This is a genomic window from Novosphingobium sp. FG90 (assembly GCF_057808725.1).
The window spans coordinates 14,554-31,244 of sequence record NZ_JBMDIO010000003.1; the positions used below are offsets into that span (position 1 = coordinate 14,554).

The 16,691-nt window shown below is 64.3% G+C and carries 23 protein-coding genes; 13 read left to right on the forward strand and 10 right to left on the reverse strand.

The features are described from left to right. Nucleotides 1-283: 283 nt before the first annotated feature. A complete protein-coding gene (locus ACODRZ_RS03230) occupies nucleotides 284-655 on the forward strand; it encodes a hypothetical protein (protein WP_488969425.1) in 372 nt (123 codons plus the stop codon). A 58-nt stretch (nucleotides 656-713) separates the two neighbouring features. Here ACODRZ_RS03230 and ACODRZ_RS03235 read toward each other — a convergent pair whose 3' ends face one another. From ACODRZ_RS03235 to ACODRZ_RS03270, 8 genes are read right to left on the reverse strand one after another with little or no spacing between them, the layout of a single operon-like run. Further along, nucleotides 714-1,289 carry a hypothetical protein gene (locus ACODRZ_RS03235; protein WP_488969426.1) on the reverse strand — a complete coding sequence of 192 codons (576 nt, stop codon included), beginning with the start codon at nucleotides 1,287-1,289 and terminating at the stop codon, nucleotides 714-716. After that, nucleotides 1,289-1,873 carry a lysozyme gene (locus ACODRZ_RS03240; RefSeq protein ID WP_488969427.1) on the reverse strand — a complete coding sequence of 195 codons (585 nt, stop codon included), beginning with the start codon at nucleotides 1,871-1,873 and terminating at the stop codon, nucleotides 1,289-1,291. The genes ACODRZ_RS03235 and ACODRZ_RS03240 overlap by 1 nt, the downstream gene beginning before the upstream one ends. Beyond that, the gene (locus ACODRZ_RS03245) at nucleotides 1,863-2,105 is read right to left on the reverse strand and encodes a DUF7940 domain-containing protein (protein WP_488969428.1); all 243 of its coding nucleotides are present in this window, start codon (nucleotides 2,103-2,105) and stop codon (nucleotides 1,863-1,865) included. The genes ACODRZ_RS03240 and ACODRZ_RS03245 overlap by 11 nt, the downstream gene beginning before the upstream one ends. Beyond that, on the reverse strand, nucleotides 2,074-2,295 hold the full coding sequence (locus tag ACODRZ_RS03250) for a hypothetical protein (protein WP_488969429.1): 222 nt from the start codon (nucleotides 2,293-2,295) through the stop codon (nucleotides 2,074-2,076). The genes ACODRZ_RS03245 and ACODRZ_RS03250 overlap by 32 nt, the downstream gene beginning before the upstream one ends. Continuing rightward, nucleotides 2,292-4,727 (reverse strand): hypothetical protein, encoded by a 2,436-nt coding sequence (locus tag ACODRZ_RS03255; protein WP_488969430.1) that lies wholly within the window; start codon nucleotides 4,725-4,727, stop codon nucleotides 2,292-2,294. The genes ACODRZ_RS03250 and ACODRZ_RS03255 overlap by 4 nt, the downstream gene beginning before the upstream one ends. Nucleotides 4,728-4,729: 2 nt before the next feature. After that, the gene (locus tag ACODRZ_RS03260; RefSeq protein ID WP_488969431.1) at nucleotides 4,730-5,767 is read right to left on the reverse strand and encodes a gp53-like domain-containing protein; all 1,038 of its coding nucleotides are present in this window, start codon (nucleotides 5,765-5,767) and stop codon (nucleotides 4,730-4,732) included. A gap of 1 nt (nucleotide 5,768) precedes the next feature. After that, on the reverse strand, nucleotides 5,769-6,398 hold the full coding sequence (locus tag ACODRZ_RS03265; RefSeq protein WP_488969432.1) for a phage tail protein I: 630 nt from the start codon (nucleotides 6,396-6,398) through the stop codon (nucleotides 5,769-5,771). Then, on the reverse strand, nucleotides 6,395-7,225 hold the full coding sequence (locus tag ACODRZ_RS03270) for a baseplate assembly protein (protein ID WP_488969433.1): 831 nt from the start codon (nucleotides 7,223-7,225) through the stop codon (nucleotides 6,395-6,397). The genes ACODRZ_RS03265 and ACODRZ_RS03270 overlap by 4 nt, the downstream gene beginning before the upstream one ends. Before the next feature lie 175 nt (nucleotides 7,226-7,400). Here ACODRZ_RS03270 and ACODRZ_RS03275 point away from each other — a divergent pair, with 175 nt between their 5' ends. From ACODRZ_RS03275 to ACODRZ_RS03315, 9 genes are all read left to right on the forward strand, one after another. Next, nucleotides 7,401-7,940: a phage baseplate assembly protein V gene (locus ACODRZ_RS03275; RefSeq protein WP_488969434.1), complete on the forward strand. Its 540-nt coding sequence runs from the start codon at nucleotides 7,401-7,403 to the stop codon at nucleotides 7,938-7,940. Continuing rightward, nucleotides 7,937-8,293 carry a GPW/gp25 family protein gene (locus tag ACODRZ_RS03280; RefSeq protein ID WP_488969435.1) on the forward strand — a complete coding sequence of 119 codons (357 nt, stop codon included), beginning with the start codon at nucleotides 7,937-7,939 and terminating at the stop codon, nucleotides 8,291-8,293. The genes ACODRZ_RS03275 and ACODRZ_RS03280 overlap by 4 nt, the downstream gene beginning before the upstream one ends. 12 nt (nucleotides 8,294-8,305) lie before the next feature. Beyond that, a complete protein-coding gene (locus ACODRZ_RS03285; RefSeq protein ID WP_488969436.1) occupies nucleotides 8,306-9,463 on the forward strand; it encodes a phage tail sheath subtilisin-like domain-containing protein in 1,158 nt (385 codons plus the stop codon). Between the two features lie 38 nt (nucleotides 9,464-9,501). After that, nucleotides 9,502-10,011: a phage major tail tube protein gene (locus tag ACODRZ_RS03290; protein ID WP_488969437.1), complete on the forward strand. Its 510-nt coding sequence runs from the start codon at nucleotides 9,502-9,504 to the stop codon at nucleotides 10,009-10,011. A gap of 119 nt (nucleotides 10,012-10,130) precedes the next feature. After that, complete coding sequence (locus ACODRZ_RS03295) at nucleotides 10,131-10,472, forward strand: phage tail assembly protein (RefSeq protein WP_488969438.1); 342 nt, start codon at nucleotides 10,131-10,133, stop codon at nucleotides 10,470-10,472. An 8-nt stretch (nucleotides 10,473-10,480) separates the two neighbouring features. Continuing rightward, the gene (locus ACODRZ_RS03300; RefSeq protein ID WP_488969439.1) at nucleotides 10,481-10,612 is read left to right on the forward strand and encodes a GpE family phage tail protein; all 132 of its coding nucleotides are present in this window, start codon (nucleotides 10,481-10,483) and stop codon (nucleotides 10,610-10,612) included. Between the two features lies 1 nt (nucleotide 10,613). Next, complete coding sequence (locus tag ACODRZ_RS03305; RefSeq protein WP_488986165.1) at nucleotides 10,614-12,401, forward strand: hypothetical protein; 1,788 nt, start codon at nucleotides 10,614-10,616, stop codon at nucleotides 12,399-12,401. Further along, on the forward strand, nucleotides 12,401-12,775 hold the full coding sequence (locus ACODRZ_RS03310; protein WP_488969441.1) for a phage tail protein: 375 nt from the start codon (nucleotides 12,401-12,403) through the stop codon (nucleotides 12,773-12,775). The genes ACODRZ_RS03305 and ACODRZ_RS03310 overlap by 1 nt, the downstream gene beginning before the upstream one ends. Continuing rightward, nucleotides 12,775-13,806 (forward strand): contractile injection system protein, VgrG/Pvc8 family, encoded by a 1,032-nt coding sequence (locus ACODRZ_RS03315; protein WP_488969442.1) that lies wholly within the window; start codon nucleotides 12,775-12,777, stop codon nucleotides 13,804-13,806. Before ACODRZ_RS03310 ends, ACODRZ_RS03315 begins: the two co-directional genes overlap by 1 nt. Nucleotides 13,807-13,809: 3 nt before the next feature. On the opposite strand, the gene ACODRZ_RS03320 is transcribed toward ACODRZ_RS03315, so the two are convergent. Then, complete coding sequence (locus tag ACODRZ_RS03320) at nucleotides 13,810-14,583, reverse strand: WYL domain-containing protein (protein ID WP_488969443.1); 774 nt, start codon at nucleotides 14,581-14,583, stop codon at nucleotides 13,810-13,812. 285 nt (nucleotides 14,584-14,868) lie between these two features. Continuing rightward, on the reverse strand, nucleotides 14,869-15,324 hold the full coding sequence (locus ACODRZ_RS03325) for a hypothetical protein (protein WP_488969444.1): 456 nt from the start codon (nucleotides 15,322-15,324) through the stop codon (nucleotides 14,869-14,871). Nucleotides 15,325-15,495: 171 nt separating this feature from the next. On the opposite strand from ACODRZ_RS03325, the gene ACODRZ_RS03330 reads away from it, so the two are divergent. Genes ACODRZ_RS03330 through ACODRZ_RS03340 form a run of 3 tightly spaced genes read left to right on the forward strand, consistent with a single transcriptional unit; the run spans nucleotide 15,496 to nucleotide 16,688 of the window. Continuing rightward, a complete protein-coding gene (locus ACODRZ_RS03330) occupies nucleotides 15,496-15,861 on the forward strand; it encodes a carph-isopro domain-containing protein (protein ID WP_488986166.1) in 366 nt (121 codons plus the stop codon). Next, the gene (locus ACODRZ_RS03335; RefSeq protein WP_488969445.1) at nucleotides 15,858-16,313 is read left to right on the forward strand and encodes a hypothetical protein; all 456 of its coding nucleotides are present in this window, start codon (nucleotides 15,858-15,860) and stop codon (nucleotides 16,311-16,313) included. Before ACODRZ_RS03330 ends, ACODRZ_RS03335 begins: the two co-directional genes overlap by 4 nt. Before the next feature lie 3 nt (nucleotides 16,314-16,316). Further along, on the forward strand, nucleotides 16,317-16,688 hold the full coding sequence (locus ACODRZ_RS03340; protein WP_488969446.1) for an Ogr/Delta-like zinc finger protein: 372 nt from the start codon (nucleotides 16,317-16,319) through the stop codon (nucleotides 16,686-16,688). The last annotated feature ends 3 nt before the right edge of the window (nucleotides 16,689-16,691 follow it).

Here is a 16,691-nt window from a genome sequence, read left to right on the forward strand (position 1 = left end):
TCTTTGAAGCCGCGCTCGGGCACTATGCCGTCAAGCCGGTCTGCCGTTGCGGGCATACGTCCACCTTCGATCCGCATGGCCTGTGGTGGCATTTCCGGCAGCGTCGGTGGGATGACACGTTCGCCGCAGCGCGGCGGCATTTCTGGTGCCGGATTTGCACGTCGCGCTCACGACGCCGCGTCCGCGCCGTCCGGATTGAATATGTGCCGTGGTCGGAGGCTGACTTCCAGCTTCCGCTACCCAGCGAGCACGAATGGAAGCGCGCCGTGCGAAGGGTGAGATCATGAGCGAGCATCGACAGAGCCTGGACGATCTGCGCCGCGAGGTCGGCCGGATCGCGGCCGGTGGCGGCTCATGGCAGGACATCACCAAGCCAACCGACTTCCGCGCCTTCACCCCCGCTCCCAAGGATAGCCGACTGCGCGAAATGGGCCGCGTGGAAAGCCCGGCCGAGCGCGGCACGTTCGGTCGATGGCTGGTACGTCAACCGCCTCATGGCCTGCTCGCCAAGCTGGTTAAGGCGGCGAAGGCGGACCCTGCCTTTCCGCTCGATGGCGATCCCGATGCGGTTCGCGCGCGGCTGAATGCCTGCGGCGCCGACGGCGACATGTTCGAGGCGGTGGAAGACGCGGAGCTGGACTGGCTCAGCTACTGACACGAAAAACCCCGCCACCCATCGGATGGCGGGGTATTCCCTATGCCGGTTGGCGCCGTCAACGATCGGGCGGCGCCGCCAGCCCTTTAGCAATCAGGCCGTGCGCCCACTCGTAGGCAGGGCGGGCGTAGCGGTAGAGCGCGTCGCAGGTAACGAGGTCGGCTTCGCTTGTCGCCACGACGGTGCCGGTGGTGGCTGCATCAGGAACGGCGGCACCGAGATCATCGGTGGCGACGGCGGCAGTGGCGGAATGGCTTTCGCCCCGCAGGCGGTTAGCAGCGATGAAGCGGCGCAGGCCAGCATTGTCGGCCGCCAGCGCATCGTGGGAATTTTGGGCATCGGTAGCGATCTCCTGTGATTTGCGTTCGGCCGCCTTGTTCGCGGCAACGGCATCGGCGACCTGTCGAGCCCAATCGGCTCGGTCGGCCTTGCGGCCGTCCTTTTCCTTGGCGAGCGAGGTGCGCGCGGCGTCACGCTGGGCAAGTGCTTCTGTTTTTTCGCTCCGGAGGCTCGAGACGAGGAATAGCAAGGCTATGCACGCCAGAGGCCACGGATGGTTCCAGATGAGCCTGAGGAGCCGTGACAGGCCGGTTTTGGCAACGCCAGCGATGAGGGTGACAAGTTTCCAGGCCATCACAGCCCCTTCATGCAGATGGCGCGCTCGCGGCCACGCCGTGCGGTCAGGCCAGCAACCGGCCGCAGCGTGCCGTTGACCCGCGCCTTGTTCCACATGCCGAAGGCGTCGCAACCGGCGCGCCACTGGCCCGCATTGAAGCGCCGCGCCACGGTGGAGCCGCAATAGCCGCCGACACCGATGTTGTAGGCCAGCAGGACGGCAGCGGTGCGCTGATAGTCGCGCCCGGTGCCCGACAGCGTCGGCGTGCAACGCATCACGCCCTCTGCATGCTTCACCAGCTCACGTTCCAGCAGCGCCGCGCACTGCGCCTCGGTATAGCGCTGGCCCATTTTCACCCCGGCGGTGATCCCATCGCAGGCCGTGGGGATGCCTGCGATGTCGAGGTATGGTTTCAGGTACTGGGGACCGGCGACGTGCCGCACGCTGGCCTGCCCGTCCTGCGCCACGGCGACGGTGACAGTGCGGCCGCTCTCTTCCTTCGGTGTCTCCACCAGCAGCATCGTGGCTGACAGCACGCCGACGATCGCGGCCAGCGTGCCGCCCTTTGCGGTGGGCGAAAGCCCCTTGGCATTACCGGACATCGGCGGCCTCCTTACGCTGGGTCAGGCGCAGGCCGATGGCCGTCGCGGCCAGTGCCACGCCAACCAGCGGGCGCGCCCAAGCGGGCAGCGCCAGCAGCATCTTGACCAGCCCGGCCGGATCGGATGCGGCCCAGCTCACCAGCGCACCGCCTACAACGGCGAAGCGCACGCTGGACCATTTCCACCAGTCCCTCGCGTCCTTAACCAGTCGCGTCTTCAGACGATCGAGCATTGGCAATCTCCTTGGTTTTCTGGCGGATCGTCAGCGCGGTCTCGTACATGCGCATGAGCGTCCAGATGACGGTGAGCAGGCCTGCGATGGAGGGAAGCATTGCGGTCAGGCTCCCCAGCAGGGCGGTGAAGGACGCGGCGTCGATCGACAGCTTGAGCCATTCCGGCAGGTGGTCGAGCGCGCTTCTCACGACGCCACCAGATCGCCAGTCACTTCGAGATCGAAGTTCCATTCCAATGGTGGGCCAAGCGATGCCGGGTTGGTCGCGGTTTGCCCGACGACGGCAACGCCGAGCGCGCCTGCAGAGTTGGGGCCGAACACGAAGGACGGATGGCTTTGGCCACCGCCGGTTGTGAGGCCGGTCGAGCGAAGCAATTGTACAGTCAGTGTTGCCGAGGCGGCGCTTTTGATGATGTCCAGTTCATAGACAGCCGTGTTGGTATTGACGCCCAGCGTCTGGCGCGCGGTGATGCGCACACGGCCGGAAAAGGTAGATTGCCCGCGCCCCGGATCGGCGTTGGTAAAAGTCACCAGCGTGGTCTTGTCCGCGTCCACCGTCCCGGCCGCTGCCACACTGGACAATCCCTTGCCCAGTTGCTGCTCCACCCGCCAGCGGCTTTTGAAGTCGATCCGATTGCGCTCGTTATTGAGGTTGCGACAGCCTTCCTGTCGCAGGATCGGACCGACTACAGCGCCGTTGCTATCCTTGGTGGCGAACGGGATCGTCGCCGGGACCTTCGCCGTGCAGCGCAGAGCCAGCGGCTGTCGGTTGACCTCGCTGTCCTGAGTGAAGGTGATGGCCGGGCCGGTCGCGACGGTGGAGCGCAGATGACATTCCTCCACGATCACGTCGCCATCGATATCAATGCCGATGCCCTTGAATTCGCGCGCCGTCACACCTCGGATCACACCTTCGCACGAAACCTGCAGGCCGAAGGCAGCACCGTTCTGCGCCTTGGGGCTGATGTCGCCACTGGCATTCTTGATGCTGTTGACCGTCCCCTTGCCCGCCCAGACTGCGCGGGAATTCTGCCCCACCAGTTCTGCACCATCGATCGTCCAGCCCTTTGCGCCGAAGATCGCGATGCCGATCGTCCCGCTGGTCGGGTTGCGCTCGATGATGTTGAGCCGCTCGATGCTGATGCCTTCGGTGTAACCGCCGGAGGTCGCGGTGATGATCACGCTGCCGGTACCCGAGCCGCCCGCGACCACGTCGCCGGTGTCGATATTGCTTGCCTTGACCGTGACGTTGCGCAGGACGCCGCACACGATGAAGGCATGCTTGTCCGTGGTATTGGTCGCCGAGCCGAACGCCATGGGCACGTTCGCAAGGGCCTGTTCCTTGCTGTCGGCGATACGGATGTGATCCTTGTCCACCGGCACGGCGAAGTAATAGTTCGACTTGGCCACCAGTCCGGAGAACGCGGTGGCGCCTTCGCGAGAGTAGATCAGCGGGTAGCCCAGCGGCAGGCCGTGATCCGGCCAATACAGCACGTCGGAAGCAACCGCCGAGGCTTCGAAGCGGTACTTGTCGAGCGCGTAGGGCTCCAGCCCAATCACCTCGCGATGGCACTTCTTGCCGCTGACCAGTTCCATCGTGCCGGTGCTGACGTTGCCGAACTGGAGCGCGAAGTTGCCGCCGTATTCGACCTGCACTTTCACGAAACATTTCTGGGAAGGGCGGTTCTCCGGATAGAAGGCGGAAATACCGCATGCACCGCCGATCGCGCCTTCATCGCCGTGAACGCGGATGTCGATGTGACACCCGTTCATGTTGTCGAGCAGGAGGCCGTGTTCCTTGTGGAGGGTGCGGGTATCCCCGTCAGGCAGCCGCCCACCGCGATACAGGGTAATGCCCCAGATCTGGATGTCCTTAAGGAGCGTCGGATCCTCAGGGTTGGACGCGATGATGCGGTGGCCCGATTCGGTGAAGATGCCATAGATCGTCGGGGTGTACGCTTCGTCGCCCAACAGGCGCATGCCGGACCACGCCCAAATGTCGCGGGTGACCTTGATCCTGGAGTTCGGCGCAAACTCGATGGCGACCGGAATGTTCAGCGCCTGCGAGATCAGCAAGGCATTGTCGAACGCCTGCGAATCGTCATGACCCTCGCCGGTTTCGGGATCGTAATCGGCCTTGCCGCCAAGTTCGACGAAGGGGATAACATTTCGGCGGTCGAGCAGCTGCTGCAACGTCAGCGGCGTGCCATTGAGCCCGCGCCCGCCGATCGCGCCTGCCCCGGACAGCGAGCGCAGCAGTTCGCCCGTCGTCTCGGTGTACAACATCGTGGAGCCGTTCAGCCCCCGCTTGCGCACAGCGGCGAACCCCGATGCGGTATCCACCAGCTTGAACGTGGTATCGACCGCGACCGCCGCTTCAGCGTCGGCAAGAGCCACGTCTACGAAGATGTTCTCCGGCCGGACGAGATCGGCGACCTGATCCTTCGCCAGCTTGGCGGCCAGAGCCTCGTTGGCAGCCGCATCGACGAACGGCTGCGCGGCCGGGGCAACCACCTGCGCGACGGGGGCGCCCATCGTCCGCCCCTGCCAGACGACGGGAAGCAGTTCGTTGCCGGTAGTCTGGCCATCGGGAATGCGCTGGAGCGCTGCAATTCGAGCCATGTTCAGTACCCCACAGCGATGTAACAGGTGGCATCGGCCTCATCGTCGGCGTTGAAGACGGAGAAGCCGGTGCGGGTGATGGTCGAGACGAGGACGGCTGGGGTGTTGTCCTGCGATCCCGTCCCGGTGTTGGTCACGCCGCTGACCACAGCGGAAAAGCAGGCAGTCGGGAACGCCTGGACGAAATCGACGGCCGTGGTGGCGTTCGCTGCCGCTGAGAACCGACCCCATGCCAGTTGGAAACCGAAGAACCGGAGATAGCCGTTCTGCGCGAGCGTCATCGAGATCGGCCCGAGGCGGCGCGGCGTGATGACCTTGTCCGTCGCCGTACCAGCGGTGACTTCGGCCGCGCTTGCTTCCGACACGGTCAGCACCCGATTGGCTGAAAGGTCGCCGCCACCGCTCACCAGTCCGCCGCCGGTGATTTGCAGGGCGCGCAAACTGTTAACGCCCGCCTGCGCGGTGCCCGCCGCAGTGCTTACAACATTGATCGCCGTCATCAGCGTCGTGTACAGAGCGTTCATCAGCGTCTTGAGCCTGCTCGGCGTCACGATCTTCTGATCGTCCAACCCGGCGTCGACCTCGGCTTGCGTCGCCAGCTGCGCGATGCCCCGGCGTTCTTCCGTGGCGGGCGGCCAGACGAACTCCGCGTCGCCGAAGGTGATGAGCGCGGCAAGGTCGGCATTGATCGCGATGTCGAACGCCATAAGGGCGAACGCCAGACCGGCCTTGCTAAGCACTGTCTCGTTTGAGCCGTAGGAGCCGAACAGGGTGCCATCTTCAAGATACAGCCCGAACCCGTTCGCGCTCCACACCTCGGCCGACGTGTCATAGGCCGTGACGTGCACGACATTCGGGGCTGCGGCGGTCCCGGACAGGATTTCGAGCCGCTTGAACTCACCGGGAAGCGCGGTCAGCGTGGGCGCAGCAACGAAGGGCTGGGACGTGAGGCCAAGTTCGGCGATGACAGTCTGCGCCGTCCCCGCTGCGGCGGTAACCGCAGCCAGGCCAGCGTTCGTCAGCTGAAGGACAAGGGCCATATCAGTTGGTCTCCAGAAAGCTGTCGGTGTCCCCGTCGAAGATCGGCTCGCCGTCCTCGGTCATCAGCAGCGCGGACCAGTCGCGGGACTGATCGAGCCCGGCGCGGTAATCAGCGCGTCCGACGCTGCCTGCCGTGCCCCCGGCAGCGAGGAACATGCCGGACGTGAGGTCGAGGTTTTGAACGAAGTCGAAGTGCGTGCTGAGCGGCTTTGCCGCAGCCACATCAGCGATAATCGCCTCGGCTGTTTCCGTGGTCAGGAAGCTTGCGGGAATTTCGTTGGCGGGCGCGCGCACCTCGAACGTCTTGGGCGTGCGCACCGGGTTCGCCTCGAACCACTCGGTCACCGACAGCGCCGAGTGAAAGCGGCCAAGCACCTGCTCCACCGCCGCGCGCGTGCCCTTGATCTTGTGGAACGCGGTCGCGTCGGCCACCGCCTGGCGCTTTTCCGCCTCGGTCCACTCCGGGTTCCAGTGGCTGATGTCCAGTTCAGAGGCGAGGTGCGGCACAACGTCGGCGGGGCAGGTCCAAGGATCGCGCAGCGTGCCCACCGCGCCGATGTCGATGCGGGAAAGCATCGCGTCTTCCAGCGCCCGTTCGGACTTTCTGGCGTTGCGAGGCAGCAGGCTCACAGTTCGGTCCCCCCCACGCGCAGGGTGATGGAGGTGGCGTCGGCGAACTGCGCCGGGCTGATCACGATGTCTTCGGCCGGGGAGATCAGCCGCACGCGCTGCACGTTGCCGACATGCAACGCGGCGATGTGGGCCGAACAGGCAACATCCCGGCCCAGCTTGCGCACCTTGGCGCGATAGGCGTCCAGGCTGTCCCGTGCGGTCGCAAGGATCAGCTCCTGATCAGGCCCGGCGAAGGGGAAGATTTCCGCCTCAATCGCGTAGGTCACGCGCTGCGCGGCCTGCACCGTCACGCGGTCGGTCATCGGGCGCACCGGCCCCTGCAGCACGGCGTCCACCGCCGCGACCACATCGGCCGAAGGAACCCCGTCACCGCTGGCAGACATCACCGTCACCACGACATCGGCGGGCGACGGCGAAACGGCGGTGGCGTCGGCAACATCGCCGTGGGCGCCGCGTGCGTGAGAGACGTAGGCCAGTTCTGGCCCGGCCACGGAGAAGCTGTGCCGCGCAAGCTGGATGCGCTGGCGGAATGCCGCGTCGCTCTCCAGCACGGCGTCGGTGGTCTCGGTGGCTGGCACCACGACCAGGCGGGCCACATCGTTCAGCGCGCCCAGATGGTCAAGGTTGCTGCCGGTGGCGTAGGCCAGCAGAAGGCCCTGCGCCGCGTCGTTGAACGCCTGCGCCAGTACCAGCTCATCGTAGCTGTCCGCCTCGATCAGCTTCATCGCCGGATCGCTTTCGACCAGCGCGGAATATTCGGCATACAGCTCGATTAGCCGTGCCAGCTTGGCCGCCTTGCGCGTCGCGTGATCGGGCTGTGCCACCAGCTCGGGTGCTGGCACGCTAGACAGATCGACGGCGGGGGATGATGCGATGGAACCTACCATGTCCCCAGCTATCGGCAGGCCGGGGCATCACTTCCACCCGCGCGCGTTGTAGGGCGCGGGGCTCACAACCCCACGGTGTGGCGCGGTTTTTCAGGGTTGCCATTGTGGCGTCATGAGAACGCCAGAGGACACCCCGACCGACCCCGATGCGCTGGCGCGCTATGGCGTCGTCGCGTCCGTCGATCACGCAACCGGGCATTGCACGGTGGAACTTGATGACGGCGTGATCTCTCCCCCGCTGCCGTGGCTCGCGCCGCGCATGGGCGAAACGATGGTCTGGCTCCCGCCCAGCGTAGGCGAACAGGTGAAGGTCACTTGCCCCGGTGGAGAGATCGGCGCGGGTTCCGTTTCCGGTGGCCTGCCGTGCGATGCCTATCCGGCCCCGTCATCCACCGCGACACCGCTGATCCGGTTCAAGGACGGCGCGGTCATCTCCTACGATCCCGAAGCGTCCGAGCTGCTGATCCAGCTTCCCTCCGGCGCCACCACCGTGCTCGCGTCGGATGGCGGCGTGGACATCGTTGGTGACGTGAACGTGATGGGCAAGCTGACCGCCAGCGATGACGTGCTGGCAGGCAGCGTCAGCCTGAAGAACCACAAGCACAGCGGTGTGCAGGCGGGCGGCGCACAGTCAGGCGCCCCGGTGCCATGACCTCGCTGACAGGCATGGACGTGGCAACCGGCAAGGCGCTTTCCGGCGACGATCACCTTGTCCAGTCGATCGGTGACATCGTTTCCACCGCCTTCGGCGAACGGACGATGCTGGGCGATTACGGCTGCCTGCTGTTCGATCTGCTCGATCGCCCGGCAACGCGCGCCAACCTGCTGCTCGCCGCGATGGCCGTCACCATGGCCCTCGCCCGCTGGGAACCGCGCATCGCCGTAACGCAGGTCACGTTCGAGGGCGACTTCACCACCGGGCAAGCCGTGATGAACGTCACCGGCAACCGCACTGACGTGCAGGGCAACGCCCTCACCCGCCTGACCATCCCCCTTTCCCGATAAGGAGCCCGCCGCATGCACGGCATCAAGACCAACGTCCTACTCACCGGAACCCGCAGCATCGCCGCACTCGCCACCGGCGTGATCGGCCTCATTGCCACCGCCTCGGCTACCGCCGGTGCAGAGGCCGCCGCGCTCGAAGCGGCGTTCCCGATCGGCAAGGCCACGCTTGTCACCGACGTGCGCAGCGCCATCGGCAAGGCCGGGTCGGGCGGCACCCTGCTCCCCGCGCTTGAGGCGATCTATGATCAGGTCAGCCCTGTCGTGATCGTCGTGCGCGTGCCGATCGATGCGGAGGATCAGGACACCGCCACCATCGGCAGCGCCGGGGACTATTCCGGAATCTACGCCCTGCTCGCGGCCGAGGCGCAGACCGGCTATCGCCCACGCAACCTCGGCGCGCCGGGGCTGGACAGCCAGGCCGTCACCACGGCCCTCGCCGCAGTGGCGAAGAAGCTCCGCGCCCGCGTCTATGCGGCGGCAGAGGGCGATACCATCGCCGAAGTCGTCACCTATCGCGAAAATTTCGCGGAGCGCGAACTGTCGCTCATCTGGCCGAACTGGAACAACGCCTTCGCCGGGGACGCCGTTGCCCGCGCCCTCGGCCTGCGCGCCTACATCGACGAAACGCAGGGATGGCACAAATCGCTCAGCAACGTCGCCGTCAGCGGCGTAACCGGTATCTCGGAAACTCTGTTCTTCGACATTCAGGACGAGACGACGGATGTATCCGCCCTCAACAACGCAAACATCGTCACCCTGATCCGCTCGCCGTCAGGCGGGTTCGTCTACTGGGGCAACCATACCTGTTCGGACGAACCGCTGTTCAAGTTCGAGCCCGCCGTGCGCACGTCGCAGATACTGCAGGACGAGATCGCCATTGGCCTCGTCTGGGCCTCGGACAAGCCGCTGACGCGCGGACTGATCAAGGACATGCTCGAAACGATCAACGCGAAATTCCGCAGCCTGACCGTGCAGGATCGCATCATCGGCGCCAGCGCCTGGTTCGACGGCTCGCTGAACCCGGAGGGCAACCTCGCGGCCGGGCAACTGGTCATCGACTACGATTTCACACCGGCCGCACCGCTGGAAGGGCTGACGCTCAACCAGCGCATCACTGACCGCTACTACGCCAACCTCGCCGACAGCCTCGCCGCCATGCTGGCCGCCTGATCGCGCGCGCACCAACGAAACACGACAGGAGAACGATGATGGGTTTCCCTTCGAAACTCGTGGACATGAACCTTTACGGCGACGGCGACAGCTGGAAGGGCCAGATTGCCGAAATGACCATCCCCAAGCTGGTGGTCAAAATGGAAGACTGGCGCGGCGGCGGCATGCTCGGCCCGGTGCCGGTGGACATGGGGCTGGACAAGGTCGAGTTCGAATTCAAGGCAGGCGGCCTGTTCCTTGAACCGCTGCGCCACTTCGGCGCGACCACGATCGATGCCGCCCAGCTGCGCTTTGCCGGAGCCTACCGCAACCAGCAGTCCGGCACCGTGGACTTCATGGAGGTGGTCTCGCGCGGCCGATATTCCGAGGTGGATTTCGGCACGCAGAAGCCGGGTGACGATACCGAGACCACGTACAAGGCCGGGTGTGCCTACTACAAGCTGTCGCGCAACAACTCGAAGCTGATCGAGATCGACATGCTCGCGGGCATCTTCTTCGTCTTCGGCGTCGATCGCTATGCCGAAATCCGCGAGGCGCTCGGTTCCTAACCCTTTCCGGGTCGCCCCCTCTCCCAACGGCGACCCACCCCCACCCCCTTCCGGCGATTTCTGGCGGGCGCGCCGGAAGGGGGAACCTCAACGCCCGTCACCACATAAGGAAGCCCGCCATGGCCGATGCCGTCGTACCCACTGCCCAGCAGCCGCAGACCGTCAGGATCACCCTCACCACGCCGATCGTGCGCGGCGAGGATACCATCAAGGACATCATGCTGCGCAAGCCCAAGGCGGGCGAACTGCGCTCGCTCAAGGTGGAAGACCTGTTCACCACCGACGTGAACACGCTGTTCGTCCTGCTCCCGCGCATCTCCATGCCGACCCTTCTGGAGACCGACATCAACAACCTCGACACCGAAGACCTGCTGGAGATCGCAGGAGCGGTGAAGGGTTTTTTCATGCCCGCCGCGATGAAGGCGGCGGTGGCGAAGATGGCGGGCGCGAAGGCGGACTGATCTGCAACATGATCGCCAATGTGGCAGCGGTCTTTCACTGGCCGCTGTCCGAAATGCTGGAGATGGACGTGGAAGAACTCGCCATGTGGGCGGGCCTCGCCATCGACCGCTTCAAGACGATGAACCGGGTGGAAACGTAGGATGAGCGGCAACAACAAGCTGAACCTGCTGGTGCAGTTCACCGGCGTGGACAAGCTGTCTCAGAACATCCGGAACATCGTCGGCGCGGCCGGTAAGGGCAGCGAGGCGATCGACGACATGCGCCGCGATGTCCGCCTCATGGAAAAGGATCTCGCCAAGGTTCATCGCACGCTGGCGAAGGGCAGCTCGCAGAACGGCGGCCTGATCATGGCCGAGCGCGAACTGAGCGAGGCCATCGCCCGTACCAACCATGAGATTGACCGCCAGCAAAGGCGGCTCGACCGGGTCGCCAGCTTCAAAACCAAGGCGAGCAATGCTGGAAGTGCGATGGGTAAGGCTGGGGCTTTCGCACTGGCGTCGATCACCGCGCCCGCCGCAGTCGTGCTCAACTCGATCGACAACGTCGCCGAACGTGCTCTCGGCCTGAAGAATGCCGCGAACGTTGCGGGCATGATGTATGTCCCGTTCCAGCGGAACGCCTACGCGGCGCGCAGCGTGGGCATCGAGTACGACAAGTACGGCGATATTCTGAAGGACACCCAGGACAAGATGGGTGAATTCATTAACACCGGGGGCGGTGAGATGAAGGACTTCTTCGAAAAGATCGGGCCGAAGGCCAAGGTCACCGCGAAGGACTTCAAGAACCTGTCCGGAGCCGATGCGCTTCAGCTTTATCATGACTCGCTGGTCAAAGCGGGCCTGAGCCAGAAAGAGATGGTCTTCTACATGGAGGCTATCGGCGACGAATCCAGCGCTCTGTTGCCCTTGCTGGCCAACAATGGCGCCAAGATGAAGGAGATGGGCGCGAACGCAGCGATCATCTCACCCGAAGATGCAGAAGAGCTTAAGCGGTACACAGATGCGCAGAAGCGTCTCGGTGACGCGACGCTGAACCTTCAGCTTGCCATATCTCGGGCAGGCCTGGTCGACCTGATGATCTGGATCACCGACAAGGGCTCGGCGGCGGCGCAGTGGTTCGGAACGTTCTCGCCTGCGGTGCAGAAAGCGGCCGTGGTTTTCGGGATGATCGCGGCGATCGCTGGTCCGGTGCTGATCTTCTTTGGTGCCGTTGCCTCTGCCGTGGGGACGCTCGCGCCCGTTTTCGTCACGGTGGGGACCGGCATCGGCGCAATCGTGGGCGGTATTGGCACGGTATTCAGCGCGCTTACCCCTGCGATCGCGGCAGTCGTCGGCGTCGTCGGAGCCGTGCCCCTTCTTATTGCCGCTGCCGTCGCGGCTGTCGGCGTTGCCGCCTACATGATCTACACCCACTGGGATCAGGTGAAATCCGCCCTCAGCGGCGGGATCGCATGGCTCAAGGGCGCTTTCAATGCCCTGCCGGGATGGATGCGCAATGTCGGCGCAATGATGATGCAGGGCCTCATCATGGCACTCAATCCAGCGTTGCTGGTCACCCGCCTCATCAGCGTGGCCAAGACCGGCGTTACCGCCTTCAAGAATTACTTCGGCATCAAGAGCCCGTCGCGGCTGTTCATGGAAATGGGCGGCCACATCAACGATGGCCTCGGGATCGGGCTGGAGAAGGGACAGGGACGCCCTGTGCGCGCCGTCGGGCGCATGGCGGGGGCCGTGGCTGGAGCAAGCGCCCTTGCGCTGTCTCCGGGCGCCCGCGCCGCTCCTTCGGCACCGAAGAGCGGAGACGAGTACCACTTCCACATCACTCAGCAGCCGGGAGAGGACAGTGAGGCATTCGCGCGTCGTACTGCCGACCTTCTGCGCGACGACAGCGAAGGCAAGCGGCGTCGCGGTTTTGAGGACGATTTCTGATGCTGTTCGCCCTTGGCATGTTCGTTTTCAACGGCAGCACCGTGCTGCCCGATGCCCTCTCGCGCCGTCGCGACTGGCGGCACGAACGCACCGACCGCTTCGGTGCGCGCGCGGCCAGCCAGTTCACCGGCCCGGGTGAGGACAAGATCACCCTGACCGGCACCCACATCCCGGAAGTGTCCGGAGAGTACTCGTCCCTCGAACGCCTCGCCGAACTGGCGGACGAGGGCGAGGCGCTGCCCTTGCTCGACGGCGGGCACAACAACATCGGCACGTTCACGATTGACGCCATCGACGAGGAAAAGCGCGTGCTGATCGATGACGGCCGCGCGCGCCGGATCGACTTCACAATCTCTCTTTCGCGGGTGGCGTAATGGCCGGCAGTCCTGTCCTTTCGGGTCAACCCTACGTCCAGCCCCGCGCCGCCTGGAACGTAACGCTGGACGGCAAGAGCCTGACGGCCACTTATGCACCGCGGTTGATCTCGCTGCGGCTGTCCGAACGCCGGGGCGAGGAAGCGGATGAGCTGGAGATCGTCGTCGATGATGGCGACGGCCTGTTCCAGCCTCCGCCGCAGGGCTCGATCCTGCACGTCTCGCTGGGCTGGCTGCGCGGTAGCGGCGTCACCCCCGGCCTGGTCGACAAGGGCAGCTTCATAGTTGACGAAGTCTCGTGGGACAGCTCGCCTGATCGCACTTCGATCCGCGCGCGCAGCGCGGACTTCAAGGCCAGCTTCCGGACCCGCCGCAACAAGGTCTGGAACGATACCACACTCGGCGCGATCGTTGGCGAGGTTGCCGGTTCGCATGGGCTAACCTCGCGCTGCCACCCGGACCTTGCTGCCCAGGCGGTGGGCGCGGCCGAGCAGGGCAACAAGTCTGACATGCAGTTCATGCGCGATCTTGCGCGGCGCTACGATGCCACCTGTACCGTGAAGGCCGGACACCTGATCTTCGCACCGATCGGCGCGACCACCACGGCGACGGGTGCACCGGTCCCCACTGCCGTCATCACCCGTACCAAGGGGAGCCGGGCATCTTGGAAGCGTTGTGCGCGCGACAAGGCACAGGACGGCGCAGAGGCGCAGTGGCATGACCGCAAGAGCGGCAAGCGGAAGACGAAGGGGACGGGCGGCGATAACCCGAAGCGCCTCAAGCGCGTCTATTCCAGCGAGGCCGATGCCGACGCAGCCAGCAAGGCCGAACATCGCCGCCTGCAGCGCGCCAGCGCTACGCTGGATATCGACCTCGCCCTTGGCGATCCGCTGCTATCACCGGGGATGCGCGTCTCGGTGTCAGGCTACAAGCCGCACATCGACGCCGGGAAATGGCTGATCGCCAGCGTGGATCACGCCATGGACGCGCGCGGCCTCGCTACCCGTGTGAAAATGGAAGTGGCGGCCTGACATTTAGCCTGCAAGCCAACCGGCGATACGGTCCTGCCGAAACGTCCGCTCTTCCTTCCGCGACCTGTCATAGCCGACGATATAGATGCCCCTGCGTTCCCAGTTCGCAATGGTCCGCTTGGACTGGCTACCGTCCGATCCGGTGTATTCGAACCTCGCCCACTTTCCGCGCTCGGGAAACCGATCATCGACCTGCGGCTTCGTGCGCTGCTCCTCGATCCACTCCAGACGCCAGCGGCATTCGTCCGCTTCCTCCTCAAGCAACTCCAGTTGCTCTGCGAAGTCCACCTGATCCATGTTGCCGCGTCGTGCGTGCAGCAGTTCGATCGAGGCGGTAACCGCATCGCAGGCTGCCAAAACCCGATCGCGATACTCATTGATATCGATCTCGCCCGCGCGATAGCGTGCGAACTCACGCTCCAACTGCACGCTCGCAGCTTCCTCATCATCGTCCAGATCATCACGGATAGCGGCGATGATCTCTGGAGACAGTTTCACTCTCGGCGGCGGCGCCCCCTTTGCTCCGCGCTGGACGCAGAACCCGACGATGAACAGCCATACGAAAACATTGATGGCGCCGAATACGCGCGTCGTGGTCGGGTGCCCGGTGGCCGGATCGGGAAACAGCAATTGCGCTACGCCAACCGCAACCAAGATGGCAGAAATCCAAGGCACTGCCTGCCATCTACTTTTCGCGCGGATTATTGAGGGTTTGAACAGGCCGATGATGCCCGCCATCAGACAGGCAAAGCCGATAAGCAGAATGAAGCTGGACACGAAACCCCCGAGATTGCTGGCAGGCTGGTAGGTCTAGGGGCAATCCAATGTCTACATTGAATCTGCGTGGATCGAGTGACAGGATTTTAATCCACTTACCGCAAATGCTGTGTGCGATCCCCTAACCACAAGGAAAATTTCACACCCTCGCGTTTACCACTTTCCTACAAGGGGCGTTCCGTTCATCTAGAGAACGTAACGAGAACACGGCGGGAATTTTCGGGGTGAAATCTAGCGTTTATCGGCTGACACCGGGCTGCGAATCGGCATGCCTGCGATGTTCTGTCAGCTGTGCGAGCGCCACGGCTGCTCGGGACGCAGTGTGGCGTGAGTTGGAAGAAGCGAGGCGTGCTCAGGCGCTTCGTCCGACACTTCTTCAAGCACGGCAGGTCCGATTGCTGCGAAGCCATCTGGAAGCCGCCGAGCGAGCATGCGCGCAGCTTCAGCCAAAGTCGCCTCGGGTGGGATCATTGCCAGCAGCGGCTCAAGCATCGCAGCGAGGGCGGCTTCACTAGGCAGGAGGACCTGCGCGGTGAAGTATCGAGCCACCGGCGGCGCGGCTTCAATGCTTCTGCCTTCCGGTGCTGCCTCGTCGTCGGACAGTCCTGCCAGCTTCATGACCTCAGCAGGATCAACGCCATACTGCGACATGACCCCTGCAATCCGCCGCGTCAGGTCAAGCGGCAGATTGGGCTTTTTGTATGAGGCGGCCTCGTAGAACGAGTACGTGCCAAGCGGCATGTCCAGCGCTGCCGCTAGGGCTCGCACTGTCAGGCGAGGCTTAGCAGATTTCCTCAATTCCCGAAGTCGGACGTTCACTTTTTCCATCGGCCCAACTTGCGAAAATTTCGTACAAGGTATCCTTGAATTTTCCGCTTGCTTTTTGTTCGGAATTTTCGGACATGATGCGCCATGCAACGGCCCACCTCTCTTTTCGCACTGTTCGGCGGCATCAGGCCGATGGCTCGGGAACTCGATGAGCACCCCTCCAACGTCTACACGTGGCAGCGGGTCGATCGCGTCCCGTCCGAGAAGCAACCCTATGTTCTCGAGCGTGGCATCGCCCTCGGCCTGCCGATCACGCCCGAGTTGGTCATCTACCCCTCGGGCAATGTTCCCGAAGCTGTCATCGTTGCCGCTCGCGCTCATCGCCCCCGCATCACTCCGCGCACCACTGCCGGTGCTGCCGATGTCCATTCTCTAAAAGCCGGGCCGGATCGGAAATACGGAAATCGCAGAGGGGTTTTGCCCACTACTGAACATTCGGTGGCGGCATGACCAAGGTTCGCAAGCCCCTCACACAGCACAGTGCCATGGTGAAGGTCGCCGACCTCCTCGGGTGGGATACCTGCGCCGACATCATCGACATGTCGGAAAGCATGACGCGCAAGCTGGGCGATCCGGCCACCGGCCGCGAACTCAAGTATCGCGATGCGATCCGCCTGGACCTGGCCTACCGCGAAGCGGGCGGCAACTCCTCGCCCTTCCTCGAATGCTTCGCCGCACGCGTCGGCTTTGACGGCGACGGCATCGACCCGCAGGATGCCTGCATCATCAAATCGTCCAGCGAGGCCGCGCGCGAAACCGGAGAAGCACTGTCCGCCGCGCTCAAGGCACTCGCATCCTGTGACCCGACCTTGCTATCCGCTGCCATCACAGAGACGGAACAGGGCGTGCAGGCCATGTTCGAACTGCTCCACAACCTCAAACTCAAGCTGCCGGGGGCCTGATCGATGGTGGGGGGCAACAGGCAGCTTACAGCCGCAGAAATCCCGAACGATGCCGGGGTGGATGACGCCATCGGCCGTTTCGCGCCGATGTATTGCCCGCACTGCAATATGCGGGCGCGGGCACGCACCAGCAAGCAGGTCACCGGCCAGCATCGGGAAATCTACTACCAGTGCGTCCACCTCTTCTGCGGGCACACCTTCAAGGCGTCGCTCGCCTACGAATACGGCATCGTCCCCAGCAACATCCCCAACCCCAAGGTGGACCTGCCGCTCCGCGTCGTGAACCGACAGGACGTGCTTGAGGCCACCCGCCCGCGCGACACCTCACAACCCGACATGTTCGACCTCGGCCCGCCACCCGCCGAAGCCGCCTGAAAG

Excerpts from the sequence above, each read along its gene's own strand:
- ACODRZ_RS03230 (WP_488969425.1), top strand. The coding sequence starts at position 284 with ATGAGCGAGCATCGACAGAGCCTGGACGATCTGCGCCGCGAGGTCGGC.
- ACODRZ_RS03235 (WP_488969426.1), bottom strand. The coding sequence starts at position 1,289 with ATGGCCTGGAAACTTGTCACCCTCATCGCTGGCGTTGCCAAAACCGGC.
- ACODRZ_RS03240 (WP_488969427.1), bottom strand. The coding sequence starts at position 1,873 with ATGTCCGGTAATGCCAAGGGGCTTTCGCCCACCGCAAAGGGCGGCACG.
- ACODRZ_RS03245 (WP_488969428.1), bottom strand. The coding sequence starts at position 2,105 with ATGCTCGATCGTCTGAAGACGCGACTGGTTAAGGACGCGAGGGACTGG.
- ACODRZ_RS03255 (WP_488969430.1), bottom strand. The coding sequence starts at position 4,727 with ATGGCTCGAATTGCAGCGCTCCAGCGCATTCCCGATGGCCAGACTACC.
- ACODRZ_RS03260 (WP_488969431.1), bottom strand. The coding sequence starts at position 5,767 with ATGGCCCTTGTCCTTCAGCTGACGAACGCTGGCCTGGCTGCGGTTACC.
- ACODRZ_RS03275 (WP_488969434.1), top strand. The coding sequence starts at position 7,401 with ATGAGAACGCCAGAGGACACCCCGACCGACCCCGATGCGCTGGCGCGC.
- ACODRZ_RS03280 (WP_488969435.1), top strand. The coding sequence starts at position 7,937 with ATGACCTCGCTGACAGGCATGGACGTGGCAACCGGCAAGGCGCTTTCC.
- ACODRZ_RS03285 (WP_488969436.1), top strand. The coding sequence starts at position 8,306 with ATGCACGGCATCAAGACCAACGTCCTACTCACCGGAACCCGCAGCATC.
- ACODRZ_RS03290 (WP_488969437.1), top strand. The coding sequence starts at position 9,502 with ATGGGTTTCCCTTCGAAACTCGTGGACATGAACCTTTACGGCGACGGC.
- ACODRZ_RS03295 (WP_488969438.1), top strand. The coding sequence starts at position 10,131 with ATGGCCGATGCCGTCGTACCCACTGCCCAGCAGCCGCAGACCGTCAGG.
- ACODRZ_RS03300 (WP_488969439.1), top strand. The coding sequence starts at position 10,481 with ATGATCGCCAATGTGGCAGCGGTCTTTCACTGGCCGCTGTCCGAAATG.
- ACODRZ_RS03305 (WP_488986165.1), top strand. The coding sequence starts at position 10,614 with ATGAGCGGCAACAACAAGCTGAACCTGCTGGTGCAGTTCACCGGCGTG.
- ACODRZ_RS03310 (WP_488969441.1), top strand. The coding sequence starts at position 12,401 with ATGCTGTTCGCCCTTGGCATGTTCGTTTTCAACGGCAGCACCGTGCTG.
- ACODRZ_RS03315 (WP_488969442.1), top strand. The coding sequence starts at position 12,775 with ATGGCCGGCAGTCCTGTCCTTTCGGGTCAACCCTACGTCCAGCCCCGC.
- ACODRZ_RS03325 (WP_488969444.1), bottom strand. The coding sequence starts at position 15,324 with ATGCCGCTTGGCACGTACTCGTTCTACGAGGCCGCCTCATACAAAAAG.
- ACODRZ_RS03330 (WP_488986166.1), top strand. The coding sequence starts at position 15,496 with ATGCAACGGCCCACCTCTCTTTTCGCACTGTTCGGCGGCATCAGGCCG.
- ACODRZ_RS03335 (WP_488969445.1), top strand. The coding sequence starts at position 15,858 with ATGACCAAGGTTCGCAAGCCCCTCACACAGCACAGTGCCATGGTGAAG.
- ACODRZ_RS03340 (WP_488969446.1), top strand. The coding sequence starts at position 16,317 with ATGGTGGGGGGCAACAGGCAGCTTACAGCCGCAGAAATCCCGAACGAT.